At 44.7% G+C, this 21,934-nt stretch carries 21 protein-coding genes; 16 read left to right on the top strand and 5 right to left on the bottom strand.

Going from position 1 to position 21,934, the window contains the following annotated elements; all coding sequences use genetic code 11:
• Positions 1 to 130 precede the first annotated feature (130 nt).
• Positions 131 to 580, top strand: coding sequence for a hypothetical protein (locus DY78_RS06135; RefSeq protein ID WP_024625539.1), 450 nt, complete (start codon positions 131 to 133; stop codon positions 578 to 580).
• 51 nt (positions 581 to 631) lie between these two features.
• On the opposite strand, the gene yidC is transcribed toward DY78_RS06135, so the two are convergent.
• Both yidC and DY78_RS06125 read right to left on the bottom strand, forming a co-directional pair.
• A complete protein-coding gene (yidC, locus tag DY78_RS06130) occupies positions 632 to 1,567 on the bottom strand; it encodes a membrane protein insertase YidC (RefSeq protein ID WP_024625540.1) in 936 nt (311 codons plus the stop codon).
• Positions 1,568 to 1,631: 64 nt separating this feature from the next.
• Positions 1,632 to 1,904 carry an acylphosphatase gene (locus tag DY78_RS06125; RefSeq protein WP_024625541.1) on the bottom strand — a complete coding sequence of 91 codons (273 nt, stop codon included), beginning with the start codon at positions 1,902 to 1,904 and terminating at the stop codon, positions 1,632 to 1,634.
• Between the two features lie 126 nt (positions 1,905 to 2,030).
• Here DY78_RS06125 and DY78_RS06120 point away from each other — a divergent pair, with 126 nt between their 5' ends.
• The 8 genes from DY78_RS06120 to greA all read left to right on the top strand — a co-directional run bounded on the left by DY78_RS06120 (position 2,031) and on the right by greA (position 10,600).
• Positions 2,031 to 2,801, top strand: a complete 771-nt coding sequence (locus tag DY78_RS06120) for a TrmH family RNA methyltransferase (RefSeq protein ID WP_024625542.1) — start codon at positions 2,031 to 2,033, stop codon at positions 2,799 to 2,801.
• A 98-nt stretch (positions 2,802 to 2,899) separates the two neighbouring features.
• Positions 2,900 to 3,409 (top strand): HD domain-containing protein, encoded by a 510-nt coding sequence (locus tag DY78_RS06115; protein ID WP_024625543.1) that lies wholly within the window; start codon positions 2,900 to 2,902, stop codon positions 3,407 to 3,409.
• 23 nt (positions 3,410 to 3,432) lie between these two features.
• Positions 3,433 to 3,801 carry a winged helix-turn-helix transcriptional regulator gene (locus DY78_RS06110; RefSeq protein ID WP_024625544.1) on the top strand — a complete coding sequence of 123 codons (369 nt, stop codon included), beginning with the start codon at positions 3,433 to 3,435 and terminating at the stop codon, positions 3,799 to 3,801.
• A 352-nt stretch (positions 3,802 to 4,153) separates the two neighbouring features.
• Complete coding sequence (gene pheS, locus DY78_RS06105) at positions 4,154 to 5,200, top strand: phenylalanine--tRNA ligase subunit alpha (RefSeq protein ID WP_024625545.1); 1,047 nt, start codon at positions 4,154 to 4,156, stop codon at positions 5,198 to 5,200.
• 9 nt (positions 5,201 to 5,209) lie between these two features.
• A complete protein-coding gene (pheT, locus tag DY78_RS06100) occupies positions 5,210 to 7,630 on the top strand; it encodes a phenylalanine--tRNA ligase subunit beta (protein ID WP_024625546.1) in 2,421 nt (806 codons plus the stop codon).
• A 529-nt stretch (positions 7,631 to 8,159) separates the two neighbouring features.
• Entirely contained in the window at positions 8,160 to 9,359 is a 1,200-nt protein-coding gene (gene mltG, locus DY78_RS06095) for an endolytic transglycosylase MltG (RefSeq protein WP_029779087.1), read from the top strand.
• Between the two features lie 17 nt (positions 9,360 to 9,376).
• The gene (udk, locus tag DY78_RS06090; protein ID WP_024625548.1) at positions 9,377 to 10,006 is read left to right on the top strand and encodes a uridine kinase; all 630 of its coding nucleotides are present in this window, start codon (positions 9,377 to 9,379) and stop codon (positions 10,004 to 10,006) included.
• Between the two features lie 108 nt (positions 10,007 to 10,114).
• The gene (gene greA / locus DY78_RS06085) at positions 10,115 to 10,600 is read left to right on the top strand and encodes a transcription elongation factor GreA (RefSeq protein WP_024625549.1); all 486 of its coding nucleotides are present in this window, start codon (positions 10,115 to 10,117) and stop codon (positions 10,598 to 10,600) included.
• Positions 10,601 to 11,077: 477 nt separating this feature from the next.
• On the opposite strand, the gene DY78_RS06080 is transcribed toward greA, so the two are convergent.
• Together DY78_RS06080 and DY78_RS06075 are read right to left on the bottom strand one after the other, a co-directional pair.
• Positions 11,078 to 11,800 carry a LiaF transmembrane domain-containing protein gene (locus DY78_RS06080; protein ID WP_024625550.1) on the bottom strand — a complete coding sequence of 241 codons (723 nt, stop codon included), beginning with the start codon at positions 11,798 to 11,800 and terminating at the stop codon, positions 11,078 to 11,080.
• Positions 11,797 to 12,252: a LytTR family DNA-binding domain-containing protein gene (locus DY78_RS06075; RefSeq protein ID WP_024625551.1), complete on the bottom strand. Its 456-nt coding sequence runs from the start codon at positions 12,250 to 12,252 to the stop codon at positions 11,797 to 11,799. Before DY78_RS06075 ends, DY78_RS06080 begins: the two co-directional genes overlap by 4 nt.
• Positions 12,253 to 12,444: 192 nt before the next feature.
• On the opposite strand from DY78_RS06075, the gene DY78_RS06070 reads away from it, so the two are divergent.
• Positions 12,445 to 12,747, top strand: coding sequence for a HesB/YadR/YfhF family protein (locus DY78_RS06070; protein WP_024625552.1), 303 nt, complete (start codon positions 12,445 to 12,447; stop codon positions 12,745 to 12,747).
• 675 nt (positions 12,748 to 13,422) lie between these two features.
• On the opposite strand, the gene DY78_RS06065 is transcribed toward DY78_RS06070, so the two are convergent.
• Positions 13,423 to 16,071 (bottom strand): YfhO family protein, encoded by a 2,649-nt coding sequence (locus DY78_RS06065; protein ID WP_024625553.1) that lies wholly within the window; start codon positions 16,069 to 16,071, stop codon positions 13,423 to 13,425.
• A gap of 596 nt (positions 16,072 to 16,667) precedes the next feature.
• On the opposite strand from DY78_RS06065, the gene DY78_RS06060 reads away from it, so the two are divergent.
• The 6 genes from DY78_RS06060 (at position 16,668) to DY78_RS06040 (ending at position 21,784) form a co-directional block, all read left to right on the top strand.
• On the top strand, positions 16,668 to 18,707 hold the full coding sequence (locus DY78_RS06060) for a peptidoglycan D,D-transpeptidase FtsI family protein (RefSeq protein ID WP_024625554.1): 2,040 nt from the start codon (positions 16,668 to 16,670) through the stop codon (positions 18,705 to 18,707).
• A gap of 126 nt (positions 18,708 to 18,833) precedes the next feature.
• Positions 18,834 to 18,983 (top strand): 50S ribosomal protein L33, encoded by a 150-nt coding sequence (gene rpmG / locus DY78_RS15760; RefSeq protein WP_003638573.1) that lies wholly within the window; start codon positions 18,834 to 18,836, stop codon positions 18,981 to 18,983.
• A gap of 341 nt (positions 18,984 to 19,324) precedes the next feature.
• Positions 19,325 to 19,891 (top strand): 5-formyltetrahydrofolate cyclo-ligase, encoded by a 567-nt coding sequence (locus DY78_RS06055; protein WP_024625555.1) that lies wholly within the window; start codon positions 19,325 to 19,327, stop codon positions 19,889 to 19,891.
• Positions 19,878 to 20,555, top strand: coding sequence for a rhomboid family intramembrane serine protease (locus tag DY78_RS06050; protein ID WP_029779089.1), 678 nt, complete (start codon positions 19,878 to 19,880; stop codon positions 20,553 to 20,555). The genes DY78_RS06055 and DY78_RS06050 overlap by 14 nt, the downstream gene beginning before the upstream one ends.
• A 27-nt stretch (positions 20,556 to 20,582) precedes the next feature.
• Positions 20,583 to 20,804 (top strand): YqgQ family protein, encoded by a 222-nt coding sequence (locus tag DY78_RS06045; RefSeq protein WP_024625556.1) that lies wholly within the window; start codon positions 20,583 to 20,585, stop codon positions 20,802 to 20,804.
• A 17-nt stretch (positions 20,805 to 20,821) separates the two neighbouring features.
• A complete protein-coding gene (locus DY78_RS06040) occupies positions 20,822 to 21,784 on the top strand; it encodes an ROK family glucokinase (protein ID WP_024625557.1) in 963 nt (320 codons plus the stop codon).
• The last annotated feature ends 150 nt before the right edge of the window (positions 21,785 to 21,934 follow it).

The following is a 21,934-nucleotide window of genomic DNA, read 5'->3' as shown; positions in this document are numbered from 1 at the left end:
CAGGTTATGCTGAACAATTTGTCCAAAAATTCGGATTAAATTTGCAATCTACCATTGAGCGAAAATAACTATTGATGTTATCTGGCCGCTGGCGATGCAGTATAATCAAACTTAAAGTGAGGTGGGAATCATGCGGGTCATTAAAACATTTATCGCGGCCTACTTACGGGGCGCGCTTATTTTTATCTTGAGCTTTTATGCGTTGACGGCTCAACCAAACGGCCACATGCTTTGGCGGTTGACGTGGGCTAATGGGTACTTGTTAGTGGCTTATTTATTGGCGTATCCGTTAATTTTATTATGGGCGCCGCGGTTTAGTAAAAATCCACTGGCAATTAAGTCGTGGACTAGTCAGTCGTTTGCTTATAAGGATGGGTTAGGCCACACGCTTGAAAAGCAGCAGTGGGCGGCGAATCATCAGGTGGCAACGCGTGATAGTTTAGCCAGTTATAGCGCCATGAATGATGATTTTCTCAATATGATTGGTAGTTTTCTCACCCAAAGTATTCTGATGTTATTGGCTGGGCCCGTGCTGATTGGGGTGCTCATCGGTCGTTGGTGGTTACGACGAAAATTATAATAGCGCATAAAAAAAGTTCTCGCTTAGGCGAGAACTTTTTAGTCCTACTGATTAACGATGATGCCGTTGCTGTTTACCAGCATTCCGACCTTTACCGTTGTTACGTGGTTGAGAAAGCTTGCCATCACTAGCAGGTTTTTCAGTCGCGTTAACTTTTTTAGCCCCGACCGCGGTTGGGGTTGGGGTCTTAATTGGATGTTTCTTTAATTCAGCTTCAACTTCGCGACGAATCCGTGGACGGAAGTAGTTGATAATCAACGTTTGCAAGCAGGCGAATAACCCACCAACGAAGAAGTACAACCCTAAACCAGCGGGCGCGGACATCGAAACGAATAAAATCATGACGGGGCTCATAATGAGCATCATTTGCATTTGTTTCTTTTGTTCCTTAGGAATCCCAATCATCGATAAGTAACCTTGTAACAAGTACGATAAGAAGGCCAAGATTGCTAAGAGCAAACTGGATTTCCCTAAGGCGATCCCCATGAACTTCGCACTGGAAAGTTCGGGTGAGTAACGGATGGCATAATACAACGCCGAGAAGATTGGTAATTGGATCAATAATGGTAAACAACCAATCCCACCAGTCATACTAATACCGTTGTCACGGTAGAGTTGCATCATTTCGTTACTGATAGCTGCTTTTTCTTCTTGGGTCGTGGCGGCTTTTTGCCGTTTTTGAATATCGTTTAATTGTGGCTTAACGGCTGCCATTTTTTCTTGTTGATACGTTGACTTACGTTGTTGACTGACCATCATTGGTAACAAGACTAACCGTACCAACACCGTCAAACCGATGATCGCCCAGCCGTAGTTATTGCCGAATAAATGTGACAACCACTGCATGACCGCTTGCCCAGGTTGGGCTAAGTACGTATAGACAAAGCCATATGGTTTACCAGACTTTGTCGTCTGAACACAGCCACTCAAGAATAACGCAAGCGTTGATAACGTCAGCGTCAGAGTGAGGCCTTTTTTACTTTTCACTGGTTAATAATCCCCTTTATATTAAATCATATAAACTAGATGATACTAAAGACGCCGGGGGATTTCAATTAGTTATCCGAAAATTATGGTAGTTTTGCGGCTCAACGTCTTTAACGATCAGCTTGTCAACGCGGCCAAAATCGGTCGGTGATTGCCGAATAACGTCGATAAATACTTGGACGCGTTGATCTTCGCCCTCGGCTTCAATGAAAACGGACCCATCCATCAAATTCCGAACGATACCATTGACGCCACATTTGTCAGCGGCGACTTTAGTAGCCCACCGAAAGCCCACGCCTTGGACGCGACCACTAGCTTGTAAGGTAACTGCGCGCATTTGCTCACTTCCTGTTCACTTAGATATAAGTAAGAGTTCGATTAATACTTATATAATATCACGAAAGCGGGGTGCGGTGATATGCTATACTATTCCTAAATATAGACGGGATAAGGTAGCGATTAGATGGAAAAAATTAACTCATTACAAAATGTGCACGTCAAGGCGTGGAAAAAGCTCCAAACTAAAAAAGGGCGTAAACAACAAAGCTTGTATTTGCTGGATGGTTGGCATTTGGTCAACGAAGCTGTAAAAGCCCATGTGAGTATCAAGACATTACTCATTACGGAAAAACAATTAGCCAGTCAGCCTGATTTAACCAAGTTCCCGGCCGTCATTGAGATTTCCGATGAAGTGGCTAACCATATTAGTGCCACAGTCACGCCACAAGGGGTCTTTGCGTTAGCCCAGTTACCTAAAGTTGACGATGATCCGTTGGCTAACCTTGATTTGAGTCGGCCCTGGTTACTCTTAGACAACGTGCAAGATCCTGGTAACATTGGGACAATGGTCCGGACAGCCGATGCGGCTGGTTTTGCCGGCGTGGCCTTTGGAACTGGGACCGTCGATATTCACCAACCCAAAGTTGAACGGTCGATGCAAGGCAGCCAATTCCACTTACAACTGATTAGTACGGATTTGACCGCCTTAGTGGCCCGGTTGCACGCGGAAAACTTACCGGTCTATGGGTCCGAATTGAATCCGGAAGCGGCGCAATATTTAGATATTGACGCGCCAGCGAGTTTCGGGTTAATTATGGGTAATGAAGGCAACGGGATGAGTGCAGAATTGTTAGCCCAAACGGATAAAAATCTTTATATTCCGATCAAAGGGCGCGCCGAATCACTGAACGTGGCGATTGCGGCGGGGATTTTGATGTTTGGCTTATACCGCTAAATGACGGGCCAGCGTCGCACTTTATTGGACAAAATACTTTCAAATTCACTTACTTTTTGGTAGGATAGCGTTAGATATTATAGTAAAGGGAGCTTTCAATGAAAACCAATGCATGGAAACAAGATTCTGAGTATGTGGCAATTGTGGCCGATTTATTAGCCCAACCAGCCGTTCAACGGTTAGCTGATTTTACCCAACATCACCATTCGAATCGATTGGATCACTCAATTGCAGTTTCTTATGACAGTTATGTGTTCGCGAAGAAGTGGCACTTAAACGCGACCGCGGTTGCCCGTGGTGGTCTTTTGCATGATTTGTTTTACTATGATTGGCGCGAAACTAAGTTTGACTTAGGGTCGCACGCCTTTATTCATCCGCGCGTTGCTTTACGGAATGCTGAAAAGCTGACCAAGTTAACGCCGATGGAAAAAGATATCATTTTAAAGCACATGTTTGGCGCAACGTTAGCCCTGCCCAAGTATCGTGAAAGTTTGTTAGTCTCTTTAGTCGATGATTATGAAGCAGAACATGAATTTTTTGGACCATTACGTAATAAAGTGGCCAAGCAATTAGATCGGATCCGGGGCAACAAGGTCTCCGCCGGTTAATAGGACTTATGGAGGTCATGCTTATGTCAGAAATGATGCTAGATACGGTTGATAACACGACCGTGGATTCCCAATTCGAACTGTGTCCCAAATTTGAAAAGACATTCTCAATCTTAGGTAAGAAGTGGAACGGCCTAATTATTGACGTCTTACTTGAAGATGGCCCGCAACGCTTTAAAAACTTAGCGCGTCGGATTCCTAAATGCAGTGACCGCGTGTTAGTGGTGCGTTTGAAGGAATTGGAAGCTAATGGCATCGTGAGCCGCGTGACCCACTGTGATTCCGCGTTGATCGAATATCGCTTAACCGATAAAGGTGCGGACTTGCGTCAAGTTATGACGACCGTTCACAACTGGTCGGATAAGTGGTACAGTCCTAGTCAATCTTGCTAATAAAGCTTGACGGTGTGCTTAGTTTGCCCTAAACTAAAAAAGTAGACAAAGGCATAGACGAGAACTAGTAATTAGTAGCGGCGTCCCAGGAACGAGTGTCAGCGACTGGAAGCACTCCGACGACTTAAACTAATGAATTCACTCTCCGAGCTGAAATTGGGCGTTTAGATAACAAATAATTTTCCGGTACCCGGCCGTTATCCGGTGAAAGTGCGTTGACACCTAGACTTGCTAGGTTCAACGAACAAGGGTGGTACCGCGATGACCTCGTCCCTTTTTAGGACGAGGTCTTTTTGTGTCTAAAAGTGTTCAAAACGATGGTTAGTCACCAGTAAAAAATGGAGGAATATTAATGAGCTTACAAGATCGGTTAACTGAATTACGCGATCAAGGCTTGGCTGACATTAAATCAGCCGACGTCTTGAAAAAAGTCAATCAAGTTAAAGTTGATTTGCTTGGTAAAAAAGGCCCCATCACGGAAGTCTTGCGCGGTATGCGCGATTTAACGCCAGAAGAACGGCCCAAAGTTGGGGCCTATGCTAACGAAGTCCGGGATCGCTTGCAAGGCGCGATTGACGAACGGCGCGAAGAATTGGAACAAGCGGCGGTCAACAAACAATTAGTCGCCGAAAAATTAGACGTGACCTTACCGGGTCGTGAAGTCCCTCAAGGCCAACCCCATGTGATTACCCAAATTATCACCGAACTCGAAGATTTATTTATCGGGATGGGTTATCAAATCGTCGATGGGGATGAAGTTGAAGAAGATTACTACAACTTCGAACGTTTGAACTTACCCAAAGACCATCCCGCCCGTGATATGCAAGATACGTTCTATATCACCAAGGATGTCTTGTTGCGGACGCAAACTTCCGCGGACCAACCACGCTCATTGGAAAATCATGATTTCTCCAAAGGCCCATTAAAAGTGTTATCACCTGGCCGTGTTTATCGTCGGGATACTGATGATGCGACCCATTCACATCAATTCCATCAAATCGAAGGGCTAGTCGTCGACAAGCACATTACGATGGCCGATTTGAAAGGGACCTTAACGTTAGTTGCCAACGAATTATTCGGCGACCAATTCGAAGTCCGGTTACGGCCAAGTTACTTCCCATTTACGGAACCATCCGTGGAAGCTGACGTTACTTGCTTTAACTGTAATGGTAAAGGTTGCGCCATTTGTAAGCAAACCGGCTGGATTGAAGTTTTAGGGGCCGGCATGGTGCATCCGCACGTCTTAGAAATGTCAGGGATTGACCCCGAAGAATACGGTGGCTTTGCCTTTGGTTTAGGGCCGGACCGGTTTGCAATGTTGAAATACGGTGTGGATGATATCCGGAACTTCTACTTAAACGATGTCCGGTTCTTATCACAGTTTTACAAGAAAGGTTAGGCGGATCGAATGAAAATTTCTTATGCATGGTTACGCGATTATTTGAAGCTGGACCTGCCAGCCGATGAATTAGCAGAAAAAATTGAACGCACGGCCGTCGAAGTTGACGGCGTGATTCGGCCCAGTGAAGGGTTGAAAAAAGTCGTCGTCGGGGATGTTTTAGAATGCGTTGAACATCCTGATTCAGACCATTTACACATTTGCCAAGTAGATGTTGGCGAAGAAGACCCGATTCAAATCGTTTGTGGCGCGCCGAACGTGGCGGCCGGCGAAAAAGTAATCGTTGCTTTACCAAACTCTTGGATTGGTGATCACACTAAAATCAAGCGTAGTAAGATGCGCGGCGTGGTTTCAAACGGGATGTTATGTGCCTTAGACGAATTAGGCTTCGACGAAAAACTCGTACCTAAAGAAGTCGCCGATGGTATTTTCATCTTACCAGCCGATGCTAAACCCGGTGAACCGGTCTTCTCATACATCGGAATGGACGATGAAATTATCGACATGTCCGTGACACCGAACCGTGGCGACATGTTGAGCATGAACGGCACCGCCCATGAATTAGCCGCTATTTATGACCAAACGCCGACGATGCCCACGGTTGATTTACATGAAGCAACTGATGATTTAGCCGACGATGACTTAGATGTCACCGTAGAAGCTGACGAACAAGCCGTTCCGCAATACAAGATGCGCTTAATCAAAAACGTAACGGTGGCACCAAGTCCATTGTGGTTACAAATTCGCTTATGGAACGCGGGCATGCGGCCCATCAATAACGTGGTCGATGCGACGAACTACATCTTGATGCAATATGGTCAACCGCTACATGCATTTGACTATGATTCATTAACGGCGGGCAAAGTTAACGTGCGTTTTGCCAAGGCGGGCGAAACGTTGACGACCTTAGATGGTGAAGAACGCGATTTACTTGATTCTGACTTGTTGATTTGTAGCAACGACCAACCAATTTGTTTGGCCGGCACGATGGGTGGCTTAGACAGTGAAGTCACTGATATGACCACGTCGATTGCCTTAGAAGGCGCGGTCTTTGATGCGGTCAAGATTCGCAAAACGGCGCATAACCATAACTTGCACAGTGAAGCATCGATGCGTTATGAACGTGGCATCGATCATGGCGCCACTCAAACGGCGTTAGATGCTGCCGCCGCCATGATTGCCGAATTAGGCAACGGGACTGTTGCTAACGGGACCGTGATTGGTCGTGATGAAGACGTCGAACCAGTAACGGTTAAAATCACGTTATCACGAATCAACCACGTCTTAGGGACGGAATTAAGCGCTGAGACGGTCGCTGATATCTTCCGGCGGTTGGACTTCCCAACCACGGTTTCGACCGACAACGAATATACGGTAACGATTCCTTCGCGCCGTTGGGATATTCACATTCCGGCTGACTTGATTGAAGAAGTCGCTCGTTTATATGGTTACGATAACTTGCCATCGACGTTACCAACCGGGCAACCAACGATTGGTAAGTTAAACGAAACGCAACAAATCATTCGCGATTCCCGGAAGTTAATGGAAAGTGCCGGCTTAACCCAAGCCATCAGTTATTCCTTAACGACGGAAACCAAGGCGCGGGCCTTTGCGTTACATGCCAGTGATGTCACGAAGTTAGACTTCCCAATGAGTTCAGAACGGACGACGTTGCGTTTAAGCTTAATCTCTGGGTTATTAGATGACTTAGCTTATAACAATGCCCGTAAAGAACATAATGTGGCCTTATACGAAGAAGGCCGCGTCTTCTTCAGCCAACCGGAACAAGTTCGCCCTAAAGAAGTCGAACATATTGCCGGCGCGATTACTGGTTCAATGGTTGAAAAGACTTGGGGTACCGCTGAAAATCCCGTTGATTTTTATCAAATCAAAGGGATTGTCGAAGGCTATTTGAAGAGCTTGGCTTTAGCCGAACCAGTTCGGTATGAAGCGACGACGGACCATCCCGAAATGCACCCTGGGCGGACGGCTAACATTTACGTTGGCGACGACTTAGTTGGGTTCGTCGGGCAAGTTCATCCAACAACCGCGAAAGCTTACAAGATTCGTGAAACTTATGTTTTCGAATTAGACTTAGCTGCATTGATTGCCGCACCAAAAGCGCATCAACAATATCAACCAATCTCGAAGTTCCCAAGCATTACTCGCGATGTGGCGATGTTAATTGATGACCAAGTGTCAAACGCCGCTATCGTGGCCTTGATCAATGATAAGGGTGGGGCCCATTTACAAAAAGTCCAACTTTTTGACGTCTACAATGGCAAGAACGTGCCAACTGGTAAGAAGTCCTTAGCTTATACGTTGACGTATCAAGACCAAAACGCGACCTTGGTTGACGATGATGTGACCAAAGCCTTTGAAAAGGTCTTAACGGCCTTGACGGATGACTTAGGCGCTGAAATTCGCTAATTTGTGCGGTGCCGCCGGTCGCAACTAGCTGGAATGCCCAAGCGATAGTTGAGCGGTTTTAACGGTTTATCGGATAATGTCCATGGCGGTTTGATGGCGTGAAACTTTCGGTAGACCTATTTTGAACGATTAATTAGTGATATACGCGCAATAAAACCCCGGGCTTTGGTACCGGGGTTTTGTGCGTGATGAGTTTGATAGGCAAAATGAGTGTTGATTGGAAGGCTGACGTTTTTGTAGGTAACAAAAATTATTGACGATAATTGGCTAAATACTAAATTAAATTGGTGTAAAATCCGGTAATCATCAATAATTGTAATTACCAATCATTTGTAAATCGCCTGATTCCTATTTTTCATAAAACTTACTAATAAAGCATAATTAGTCGGCGGTATTTGTGAGTTCGGGTTCTAATCGACTGAAAACGGTAAGTTTGGTCGTGGGACTGAACTTAAAAAAGCCTAAAACTATGCTCAAACTAGTGCAAACTAGGCTTGATTTTTGTATAATTGGTAGGATTAATCAATAAATGGAGGGGCGAAAATTGAATAACGACCAAGATAACCAAGATCCAAAGGACCAAAAAGACCATCGGACGGCCACTGAGCCAAGTCCCGTGGTACAAAAAGAACGTAAGAAGTTTTCTAAGCGCGTCATTGGTGGCGTGATTGGGATTTTGGTAGCTTTGCTTGTCATTATTGGGGTACTCGGTTATCGTTACTTTGATAACGCGACGCAGCCATATAACAAGAACGACACCCAGGTCGTACAAGTAGATATTCCTTATGGCTCGAATGTCAAAAAGATTGCGGAGATTTTACAATCTAAGAAGATTATCAAGAGCGGTTTTGTCTTTGAATATTGGACAAAAGCCCATAACTTGTCGAACTTCCATGCGGGCTATTATCAATTGAAGCCATCGATGAGCTTGTCGCAGATTGCCAAAGCCTTGAATAAAGGTGGGTCATCTGAGCCAGTTCAAAGTAAGAGTGGCCGAGTATTAGTCGTTGAAGGTAGTCAGATTAAGACAATTGCCACGACGATTCAAAAACAAACGGACTTTACGTCGAAAGAATTTTTGACGTTGATGAAAGATAAAACATTCATTAACTCCTTAGCCAAGAAGTATCCAGAACTGTTAGGTTCAGCGATGAAGGCCAAAAATGTGCGCTATCGCTTAGAAGGTTACTTGTTCCCAGCAACTTATGAAGTTGGTAAGAAGACGACCTTGAAGCAATTAGTCACGCAAATGGTTCAAAAGACCGACCAAGAGTTGCAACCATACTACACGACCATCAAGAAAAAGAATTTGACGGTGCAACACATGTTGACGTTAGCTTCGTTAGTTGAACGTGAAGGTAGCACCACGAAAGATCGCCGGATTATTGCGGGGGTCTTTGAAAACCGGATTGCCGACCAATGGCGTTTAGATTCGGATATTTCGGTGCTTTATGCCATTAATTCAACGAAGACCACGTTGACGGCCAAAGACTTACAAAACAAGTCACCATATAACTTACGGTTACATTTAGGCTATGGTCCAGGACCGTTTAACAGTCCGAGCTTGATTTCCATCAAGTCCGTCTTGAAACCATCCGAACGTAGCAAAGGTTACATGTACTTCGTCGCTGATTTGAAGACCGGTGATGTGTACTATGCGAAGACCGCAGCGCAACATGCGGCGAATATCCAGAAAGTTTCCAAGCACAACGAAGCAGCGGAAAAATAAACGAGGCTACCTTTTAAATGAGTGAACAACAACATCGACGGCCCATCGTCATCGGCGTAACCGGTGGCTCAGGCAGTGGTAAGACGACCGTTAGTAAAGCCATTTACAATCAGTTGTCTGGCCAGTCATTATTAATTTTGCAACAAGATTCGTATTACAATGATCAAAGTGAGATGACCATGGCGGAACGCCGAGAAGTCAATTACGATCATCCCTTGGCATTTGATACGGACTTGATGATTCAACAAATCAAGCAATTGATTAACTACGAAGCGATTGAAAAGCCGGTTTATGACTATGAACAATCGACGCGGAGTACGAAAACGATTCATCAAGAACCACGCGACGTCATTATTGTCGAAGGGGTGTTGATTTTAGACGACCAACGCTTACGCGACTTGATGGACATTAAAGTGTTCGTTGATACCGATGACGATATTCGGATTATTCGCCGCATTCAGCGCGATATCAAAGAACGTGGGCGGACCTTAGATTGGGTCATTGAACAATATTTAGCGACCGTCAAACCGATGTACCACCAATTCGTTGAACCGACCAAGCGTTATGCGGACATCATTGTGCCCGAGGGTGGCGAAAACGAAGTCGCGATTGACTTGTTAACGACCAAAGTACGATCGATTTTATAAACTAACTTAAAGGACAGCCTATTTTTCGGATTTGACAGTTTACAAAAAAAATCCGACATGGTAGGCTGTTCTCTGTTAACTATTACTAGCAATAGAGGAGTGGAAACATTGGCTGAAGAAAAAACTTATCCAATGACGCAAGCCGGCAAAGAAAAGCTGGAACGCGAAATCGAAGATTTAAAATTAAACAAACGTCCGGAAATTATTAACCGAATTAAGATTGCCCGTAGTTACGGGGACTTATCTGAAAATTCTGAATACGAATCAGCAAAAAATGAACAAAGCTTATTGGAAAACGACATCAAGTCGAAAGAACACATGTTGCAATACGCTGAAATCATTGATAGCGAACAAATTGATGATTCTGAAGTTTCCGTTGGTAAAATTGTGACGTTCCAAGAATTACCTGATGAAGAACCAGAAAGCTATACCATTGTTGGGGCGGCTGAAGCGGATCCGATGAGCGGTAAGATTTCTAACGATTCACCAATCGCCAAAGGCTTAATCGGTCACAAGGTGAATGAAGAAGTCAGCATCAACATTCCGGCTGGCTCGATGAAAGTTAAGATTTTAAAGGTTGAAAACGCTGAATAATTTTTGCGTTTTAAGTGCGAGTCCTAAATTAGGGCTCGCTTTTTTTATTCAGGTGAAGATTGCTAGTAGCAGCTGGTTATTGGCACAGTTGGCTGACTATAATTCCATCGTTTTTGGACCTCGCTTTTGGGCACTCAAGTCTCAAAAGGCGTCCGTGGTGTAAACGGTCAATAAATGTCCGTTAACGCCACTTTCAATACACAGTGAGTTAATAAGTACAATTACTGTGATACCTTCATAACGGGATAAGGCGGCGTTTTCGGTAGGTTTTTAACTCAAATATCAGGGTTACGGTTATTGCGACTTACACGTTGGTATCTAAATAAACCACCTAATGAATTAAGCTCATCAGGTGGTTTATCGATGTTTAAGTGGCAAAATTTCTCAATAGCATCAATTTATCCGAAAAACGATAAATATCTAATATTTGCCATTACACACATCAACGTTCTTGGTAGCGGAATGCTTGGAACGTGCTTAAATATAAATAATCGTTAATTCACCAAGCGAGACACTTCCAATCAAAGTAACCGCTGGACCAGCACTTTCGGCGTGGCCGGTTTCGGTGATATGGCCGAGATTGTTGTTGAGTTGGCAGTCGAGTTGCCAAGTCTTGGGGACATATAGTTCCACGCCGCTTAATGAGACGTCGATGTTAAAGGTTGCTTGTTGATTGTGCAATTGGACATCGTCGAAGTACAATTTAGCACCAGCCATATTAACGTGAATATTAGCGGTTTGTAAGTCATTACTGTGGATATAGCGAATACTATTGGCCATGGATAAGTCTAAGTTGACGTTGGCATCATCAACGGTGGCGGTGTTAGTTTCTTCAAAGCCATCGCCGCGCCAATGTTCGTGAAAATGATGGTGTCGATAGCGCCGTTCCCAATTGCGATGACGGGGGTGAATCAATAAGCCTAGTCCCATGCTGAGCAGGACCGCCGCCCCGAGAATCGTCCACGGCACTAGTGCGGTAATGTGGAGTGGTCGCGCGTAGATAATGGCCATAAACGCCACGCTAAAGACGACGCCTGGCATGTTTAATTCGCGAAGACTGCCTAGTAAAGCAGCGACTAACGCAATCGTCATAATCAAGGTGAAGAAGCCAATCCGATATTCGAAAATACCGAGGGCGTTTGTTACTAAGATGACGGCGCTTAAAATAAAGAAGCCGCCCCAAAACCAACGTGTTTTCATAAATGATGATCCCTTTCGAGTGCTAATTTTAATGGTTGCACATAACGTCTGGAGACGTACAACTGTTTATGCGATTGATTGAATGTCAACAAGTTGCCAGTTAAGGTCTTACTCAATGCGTAAATCGCAGTGCGGTTAACGATAGCTGATTTGGAAATCCGCGAGAAGTTGGCCGGTAACGTCTCACTTAAACTTGTCAGTGATTGATTAATCCGATACGCTTGGTCGATTGTATGGACCATCACTAAGTGGCCCGCAGCTTCAATAAATATCACCGCGGTTAACGGCAGCTGAATGGTCTGGTCTTGCTGGGTGACCGTCAAACCAGTCGGGGTCACACTGAGCGCTTGTAGCGCGGCTACCAGGGCGTCGCGGTCCGGATAATCGACTGGTACGGTTAAGTTAATAATGGGTTCCGCTAGCTGAGCGTCCGTGTGGATCTCGACCTCCAAATTTCCCAACTCCTTTCATCAATGTTTACAGTAGACCATACTTAACCGGTGCTTGTAAATCAGAATCGCCTAAGTGGTCATGAGCGCAACCTAAGTGGTTAGCTGGTTTGTTCAGTGAGTTGCAATGTTGATTTTTGCCAAAGAAACGGGCACAATGAGTTGTAATCGATTACAACAACGAGGTGAAACGTGATGAAAATTATAATTACGGATGCGGCTAGTAAGTGGTTCCATGACGACATGGGTGTGACAGCTGGCAATGGTGTGCGCTTTTTTGGTAAGACCTATGGCAAGACGGCCGTTCACAGTGGTTTTTCCATCGGCTTAATGCGTGATGACGAACCCCATAAACCGATTGCCACGACGGAAAAGGATGGCGTTAACTATTACGTCAACGACCGTGATGAATGGTTCTTCAAAGGCTACGACTTGACTGTAGACTTCGATGCAGAAAATGACGGGCCTAAATATGAGTATTTACCTAATCAAGAATAAACATGGCGTTGCCGTTGGACGTCAGCGATAATTCCAATTGCCGCAGTTGGCTGACCGTAATTCCATCGTGCTGGGACCGGTCCAAGCCTGAGAAGCGGTCTTGGACCTCGCTTTTGAGCCTGAAAAGCAAGTCTCAAAAGGCGTCCGTGGTGTAAACGGCCAAAAAACGCCCGTTAACACCACTTTCAGGACGATTCCATTACGGTTAGCACTGCTAATCTTAGCTCGGTTTCAAAATAACGTAAGTATATTAAAATGTGGTTGAACATTTTTGATGGTGGTTGTTCGCATCAAAAATTAGCCATTAATAACCAGAACCTTCAAAGATGTCGGTGGCGTAAGCTCGGCCAAACGGGGACTTCCATTATTGCTGACGTCCAACTGAATGAGTTCTTGACTAAAAATGGCAGGGGTAGTCATCATTTGAATTGAAAAGTAATTTTGTGGTAGTAACTAACTTAAAGAAAGCACTCAAGTAAGTGTTGTAGGGTGTTTGGGTTGATTATTAGCTGACCGACACTCATTAGCTAGTGGACCAAAATCTGATTGGCACTCGTAAGTTTGCAAGTTTAATAGCGCGCAGTACTCAAATAACACAAAAAACGGTCATCACCAAGAAAAAATTGGTGATGACCGTTTTGCTTATTGCAATGATAGAACCATTCGTGCGGCTAATTAAGCATCTTGACGGCGTCGGCGTTTAACGACAAACCAGCCAACTGTTCCAAGCGCGGCGACACCAGTAATAATGGAACCGGTGACCATGAATGGTGGGCGATACGTTAACGTAACCGTATGCTTGCCTTTGCTGAGTGGGACGGCCACGAAAGTATTGATGACTTTCTTAGTGGATACAGCCTTACCATCAACGGTGGCATGCCAGCCCTTTGAGTACGGAATCGTCGTCATTAAGACTTGGTGCTTTTGCTTAATGTTGATGGTCCCCGTAATCTTCCGGCTGGAATGTTTCGTAATGTTCCAAGGTGATTGTTGTAACTTCGTCGCCGACTTCTTAAATTGCGTGTTATTCAATTTATAGAGGGTGAAGTTTTGCAACCACAAGGACGTTTTCTTCATTTGAATCCCAAAAGTAATCGTCTTACCTTTAGCGTGACTGGCAACGTTAACCGCAATCGTATGGCGATAAGTTGGGTATTGCTTCAGCTCTTTACCATTGATGTAGTAACTCGCGTTGGCGGACGATAAGTTGGCGCCTAAGGTAATGTAATATGAATCATTCGTCTTAGGCGTGAACTTAAAGTAAATCGACCCCGTTTTCGCTAAGTTTTGCTTGTTAACGACCGATCCCGTCAAAGTAGTGACTTTTTTAACATTTTGGAAAATAACTTCATCAAAGTTTTGCGCGGAAATCAAACCCGAAGTTGACCGATTAGCTAACGTTTGGTAAATCAATTCTTGACGCGCAATCGGATCACCGGTGGTTTTAGAAACTTTGAGTTTGGTAATCTTATCCGAAGCCGCAAAACCTAAACCAAGCGCGTACGGATTCTTGTACGTGGTAACTTTGCTATTGCTGAGCTTCGAAGACTTCTTATAGTTCACCAAGTCTGTCCGAGTACTCGTAACAGGAATATAACTATTATAGTTGGCATTGTTTTGTTGGGCGGTTGGGACTTTCTTATCCATGAAATATTGCATATCTAAGAGGGAATCCGTAATTAGCGTCCCATTCGTATAAGTGACGACCCCGTCACCATCCGGTTGGCCAATTGACCCAAAGAAGTTTGGAATAATACTTTCAAAGGTCGAACTGAAGTGGTCCGCACCATTGTAGGAGGCTTGCATCGGATCATCTTTAGTTCGCGTGAAGGTCTTACCGATACGATAAAAGCCACTGTTGCTACTTTGAATCTTCTTAACAGTTTTGTCTAAAATACTGGTGTAGTTACCAAATTCGCTTTGCGACACGTAGGAGATATTATTTAAAGAAGATACAGCATACGTGGTCATATCGACAGCGACGAGTAAGAGGGCGATGATTTGATAAATCAATGCGTTACGTTTTGGTACTAACAATAAGACGAGTGACACACCGGCTAAACCAATTGTAATGGCCAAGTTGGCGGTCGTCACGTAACTGACGTGTTTCAAGTTAAGATAAACGGTGCCGAAGATACCCGTTAAAATGACGAGCATGACGACGCCTTGCCACCACTTGATGGTCAGTTTCTCAGTTAAAGCTTGCGCGCCAATCCAGACAATCCAGAAGCAGAAGACAAACGAGAAACGGTACGGGTACCAGACTGGAAATTGGCCCGCGTGCCAAAGTAAGTCCAAAGGTTCGTAACAAAATGACAGTAACAAGACGCCGGTGACAATTAAAGCACTCACCTTAACTGGCCATTTTGGCCGGCGACGCAAGAAGAATAAGATGAACCCTAAAATGGCAATCCAAGCAATGTAGAAGTTCGGTTGCCCAGAAGGCATCTGGTTAAAGTTAAAGGTGCCAGTAACGAATTTCGCCAACATTTTCCACGGCGCGTATTCAAGCTTCCAGTGAATTTTTGTGACATTATACTGGGCTTTACTTTGCGATAACGCCCAGATGGTTGGGAGTAGCAACCAAGCAGAGAGGCAAAAGGCTAAGAAGCCGCCCCAAGCAAATTTGCCAACGTGAATCCAGAAAGTCTTGAAATTTTCCCAATACTTGGTAGCACCATAGACCCAATATAAGCAGGCGAATATGACCACCATATAACCCATGTAGTAGTTATCAATCAGCATGACAGCTAACCAGCCGGCGAACCAACGCACTTTACCGGTCGTGAAGAGGCGTTCAAGTCCTAAAATCACTAACGGTAAAATGGCAGTGGTGTCTAACCAAATCATGTTTAATTGGTTGGCAATCATCCACCCCATCATGGCATAAGCGGTACTGAAGACTGGCACGAGCCAGCCTGATTGAGTCTTTGTTTTGGTGAGTAACCACCCGAAAGCCCAGCCCGCACAACCATATTTTAAAACGGTGACGATGAAAATACCGGTTGTAATCGACGTGCCTGGAAACAGCAAGTAAATTAAGTTGAATGGACTCATTAAGTAGTAAGCCCAGACCCCGACCATTTCACCACCAATGGTTTTAGAAAAGGAATAGAAGAATGCACTTGGATCATGCAGCAAGGTATGCCGGAAATAGGCGAATAAATCAACATATTGTTGGCCTAGATCGACCGTCAGCAAACTGCTGGAACCAAACGGCGCCATGTGACGATAAATAAAGTAGCCAGTCATTATTAATAATGGTAGCCAAAAACTTATCCATAGCGGCCAAGTTTGTTTGTCAAAAATACGACGGATTTTCAAAAATGCCACCTCAATCTCTATTGAATTACTAACGGTTAGCCGCTTAAAACTAATCGCTGAAATTTTATGTCTATCGTCTAGGATAGCATAAGTAGTGCAACACTTGTATTAAACCTTTTTTATGAAAAATTTAAGGCCGGCTTTCCACTGGAATCGGTTGGCCAAGTATGATTGTCGCTGAACTAATCGGGATGGAGTAATGCCGATGACAATTTGATCAAAAGGTTATTTGCCAATTGAGTTGATCTTAATGGTAGTTATTTGACCGACAACGATGATTACCGCAATTAATCGCAAGCTAACGAATTGGGCATTTTAAACTTCAATAAAAATTTAAAATTGCGGCTAAAGCGTGACCTAACGCGTAAAAAAGTCGCATAAACACCCCACAAAAGGCCTGCTAAATACAAATATTCTTAAAGATGCTTATAAATTCGTTTCGTCAAGAATGCGAAAACGCTTGAATTATAGTAGACTATTGATTGGTAAATGCACGTAGGCTAAAATAGCATAAGTAGCGCAATTATCTAGGATTGTTAGTAACGTCTGGCAAAACTTGTAAAAGGTTTGCCAAATTAAGAACGGGAGCCTGAGATTTGAAACTGTTTAAGAAAATAGATGTGAAAAGTGACACCAATAAGTCACACATTCCATTTCGATTAAATTTTTTGTTTTTCATCGTTTTTTTGCTGTTTGCGGCACTGATCGCGCAGTTAGCTTATTTACAAGTTGACTATGGTGGCAAATTTGCTTCCACGGTTAACTCGGCTAACAACACGACGGCGACAGCGAACGTGCAACGGGGGTCCATCTATGATTCTAAGGGCCGGGTCCTCGTCGGGAATAAATCCCATCAAGCGATTCAATATACAAAAGGTTTGAGTGTAGCTTCTTCAAAGATGTACTCCGTTGCAACGAAGTTGAGTGATTACATGACCATTTCAACTTCGACGTTGACTGATCGTAATATGGCTGATTATTACTTGGCAAGTGCTAGTAATTTGAAGGCTGTTGCTAAAAAGGTCAAGACGTCTACCGATTCTGATGTATTGTATGCGCGTGAAGTTGCTTATACGGAAAAGCACTTAATTAGTGACTTTACCGATCAGCAAAAAGTGGCTGCAGCCATCTACTATAAGATGAGTTCAGCTTATTCGTTATCAACCGTCAACTTGAAGTCGACGGGGGTCACGAGTACCGAATTAGCGGAAATTGGTGAACACCAATCCGAAATGCCAGGTGTTAAAGTCGGGACTGCGTGGACGCGGAGTTATCCTAACGGGACGAGTATGAGTAGTGTGCTCGGGACCGTTACGACTGAAAAGGCTGGGTTACCTAGTGATTACATTAAGACGTATTTGGCAGAAGGCTATTCACGGAATGATTCCGTCGGGTCTAGTCAAATTGAAAAGCAATACGAAAACGTCTTAAAGGGAACAAAGTCACAAACCGAAGTTAAAACTCAAGATGGCGTCATCAAAAAAGAAGTTAAGAAGTATGGTGGCCAAAAGGGTGATAACGTCGATTTGACGATCAACTCCAAGTTCCAAGCGAAAGTTCAAAGTATTATGAAGTCCGTTGTTAATTCTAATGCCAGTTCGAACCCTTACATGCCCGGAGCCTACGCCGTGGTCATGAATCCTAATACGGGGGCGGTTTACGCCTTAGCCGGTGTTTCGCGGAACATTAGTACCGGGAAAATCACCGAAAACGCCTTAGGGACCATCAACCAAACCTTCGTTATGGGGTCGGTTGTTAAGGGTGCCACGGTTATGGGGGCCTTGCAAGATGGGGTCATCACGCCAACGAACAGTACTTTGACCGACCAACCAATCAAGTTAGCCGGGACGGCTTCTAAGACGTCATGGTTCAATAAGACTGGTTCCGCCAATTTGTCACTGAATGCCTCAACTGCGATGGAAGTTTCTTCTAACTCGTACATGATGCAATTAGCGATGAAGGAAGGTAACTTCAACTATGCTTCGGGGAAAGCGTTGACGATGTCGACGTCTGTCTTCTCGAAGTTACGGGGTTACTTCAACGAATTCGGGCTCGGGGTTAAGACCGGGATTGACTTGCCAGGTGAAGCGTCCGGGTATCAAGGTTCTTCTACCCAGACTGATATTGGTAAAGCGTTAGACTTGTCCTTCGGTAACTACGACTCGTATACGACGTTGCAAGTTGCTCAATACATGTCGACGATGGCCAATGGTGGTCGTCGGATCGCGCCGCACGTGGTGTCCGCTATTACGGGGACCAACGCGGACGGTTCGCAAGGTAAAGTCAAGACGAATGTTACTTCACGTGTGTTAAATACAGTTTCGGTACCATCATCATACTGGGATGTCGTGCACACTGGTTATTGGGATGTGGTCCATGGGACGAGTAGTTATAAGACTGGTTCTGAATTAGCCAGCTTAACGCCATCCGTGGCGGCTAAGTCTGGGACTGCCCAAACTTACCATGGGACGACGGAAACCGAAACGATGAGTTTAGCAATGTATGGACCTTACAAGAATCCGAAGGTCGTCATCGCGATTGCCTTTCCTGGGATGAGTACGACGGCAAGTTCAACTGCCAACTACACTGCCGGTAAGGAAATTTACAACGCCTTTTGGAAGTACTACTCGAAATAATAAGATTTGTTATCAAAATGCCAGTATCTTAATTGATACTGGTATTTTTTTACAGTTAATGGTATAGTAGTTCAAGTTAAGGGCTTTGGCCCTGTATTATGCGAATGAGTTTGGAGGGTCAACACCATGCGGGTACACATTACACTTGAATGTACAGAATGCCATGAACGTAACTACTTATCTTCAAAAAACCGTCGGAACAATCCTGATCGCGTTGAATTTAAGAAGTACTGTCCACGGGAACACAAAGTAACTTTACATCGTGAAACCAAATAACAACGGGGTTACCTGTTGTTATTTGTCACATTGTCATCTATGGACAATGGGTATCTCATTTGTTGGCAACAGCATGATTTTTTTATCATGCCTGTTAATGAATGAGATTTTTTTATTACTCAGTAAATGAGAGTGGGACGAAAGGCGGGTTGCTACCGAGCATAGCCTAGAAAGATGAATGATTGTGGGCTTTCAATCGTTTGTCTTTCGTAGCTAAGCGGAGGGAGCAGCCTTTTGTCCCACGTTTCGGCCATAAATATTCGGAGACACAAAAAGAGTTTGGGGTTTTGCCCCAAACTCACTTAGCAAGTTATTTTGGCATCAAAAAGGGAGGGCGTCCCGTGGAGAAGAAAGCATTTCGACAACAACAGCTGGCACGGTTGCAACAAATGACACCGGCTAGTCGGCAAGTCCAGACGGCGAACTTATTAGCGCAATTAACGCAACCGTCGGCTTGGCAGCAAGCTCAAACGATTGCGGTGACTATCAGTAGTCCGATTGAAGTCAACACGCAACCGATTATGGCCGCGGCCTGGGCGGCGGGGAAAAACGTTGTGATTCCGCAAACCTTGCCGCACCGACAGATGGCCTTTTTGCCACATACGGCCACGAGTCCGTTGGCGCGGACCAAGTTTGGTATCTTGGAACCAACGACGGGGACGCCAGTGGATAAATCAAAAATTGATTTGATACTCGTGCCGGGTCTTGGTTATAGTCTAGACCGGCACGCCCGGATTGGTTTTGGTGGCGGGTATTACGACCGCTACTTAGCCGACTTCACCGGGACTAAACTGACGTTGGCCTACCGCGAGATGGCCTTTAAAACGGCGCAGTGGCCGGTGGATGACTATGATATTTTATTAGACACACTATTAGTAGCAGAGGATGGTGTTGATGACAAAGATTAAACGATGGTGGCAAATGGAACCGGCGATTACCCAAATTTTATTGGGTATCACGGTCATCATCTTCTTATTAGAGTGGTTATTGGGTGGCGATACCTTAGTCGCCATTGTCAACTTTTATGGGGCTAAAAATAATGCCGCCATTGTTGCTGGTCAGTGGTGGCGGCTAATCACCCCTATGTTTTTGCACACGAACTTGTCACATATCGCGTTAAATGCGGTTGTGATTTATTTCATGGGGATTCAGATTGAAGCCTTATACGGCCATTGGCGGATGCTAGCCATCTATTTGTTGGGTGGTATCAGCGGGAACTTAATGAGTTTTGCACTATCTAGCAGTCAGTCGGTCGGGGCCAGTACCGCGTGTTTTGCGTTATTTGGCGCGTTTTTAACGGTTGGCGAGTCTTTCTGGGAAAATCCCGTGATTCGGCAATTAACGAGCCGATTCTTACTGTTAACGGTGATGAATCTGGTCTTTGATATGTTCGGCAGTGGCATTGATATTTGGGGCCATGTCGGCGGCTTATTGGGCGGGTTTTTAATCGGTTACATCGTTGGGGTACCACGCATCGGTAAGATTTCAACGGCTAAACGGATTGTGGCGGCCATTACGCTAGTTATTGTCTGGGTGGCGTTTGCAAAAATGGGTTTTACAAATGTTAAATAAACTGTATAATTAATCGAGGATATGCACATGAAAACACTTTACGACGTACAACAATTACTTAAAAAGTTTGGTGTTTACGTTTACGTGGGCAAGCGCATTTGGGATATCGAATTGATGGCCATTGAGGTCGATCATCTTTATCAGGCGGGGGTTTTAGACGCTAAAATGTATGCCCGCGTAAAACTCGTATTGGCTCATGAGCACCGGCTAGAAGCAGAACATGCAAGTGCAACGCACACGCATGATTAATGGAGGGATTTCGCAACATGGATCGCAAATTAATTGGTGTCGACCTTGGTGGGACGACGACTAAATTCGCCATTTTAACTGAAAATGGTGACATTCAACAAAAGTGGAGTATTGAAACGACGATTTTAGACGAAGGTGCGCACATCGTACCTAATATCATCGACTCAATTAACCACCATTTGGACTTATACAAGATGGAAGCTTCCCAATTCGTTGGTATCGGGATGGGAACTCCTGGGACCGTTGATTTGGACAAAGGTACCGTTATTGGTGCTTACAACTTAAACTGGAAGACCTTACAACCAGTTAAGCAACAAATCGAAGCTGGTACGGGTATCAAGTTCATCTTGGATAACGACGCCAACGTCGCTGCTTTAGGCGAACGCTGGAAGGGTGCCGGTGAAAACGGTAAAGACGTGGTCTTCGTTACATTAGGTACTGGTGTTGGTGGCGGGGTCATCGCTGATGGCCGCCTCTTACATGGTGCTGCGGGTGCCGCTGGTGAAATTGGTCACGTGACTGTTAAGCCAGATGGTTACATGTGTACTTGTGGCAAGCGCGGTTGTTTGGAACAATACGCTTCTGCTACGGGTGTCGTTCACGTGGCTCGCGACATGGCTGAAGAATTCTCTGGTTCTTCTAAGTTAAAGGAACTCTTAGACAACGGTGAAGAAATCAGTTCTAAGATTACGTTCGACTTGGCCAAAGAAGGCGATGCCTTAGCTAAGAGCGTCGTTGACCGCGTGTCATTCTACCTTGGTTTAGCTTTAGCTAACGTTGGTAACACGATGAACCCTTCATCAATCATTATTGGTGGTGGCGTTTCAGCAGCCGGCGACTTCTTATTGAAGCAAGTTGAACACTACTTCAAACAAAACACGTTCCCAACTGTTCGGAACTCGACTAAGTTGAAGTTAGCTGTGTTAGGTAACGATGCCGGTGTCATTGGTGCCGCATCATTAGCGCAAAGCTTCATCTAACGTAAATTAAGATAATTATATTTGGAAGCTGCCATTTTGGCGGCTTCTTTTTTGGTCTTGATGCTTGCCGCAATTGGCCGACCGTAATTCCATCGTCCTGGGACCGGTCCAAGCCTGAGGAACGTCTTGAACCTCGCTTTTGAGCCCAAA

The sequence above is a fragment of the Lactiplantibacillus fabifermentans DSM 21115 genome (assembly GCF_000498955.2).
Lineage (GTDB): Bacteria > Bacillota > Bacilli > Lactobacillales > Lactobacillaceae > Lactiplantibacillus > Lactiplantibacillus fabifermentans.
Note: the sequence above shows the minus strand (reverse complement) of the source record. Positions and strands in the feature narration are given on the sequence as shown.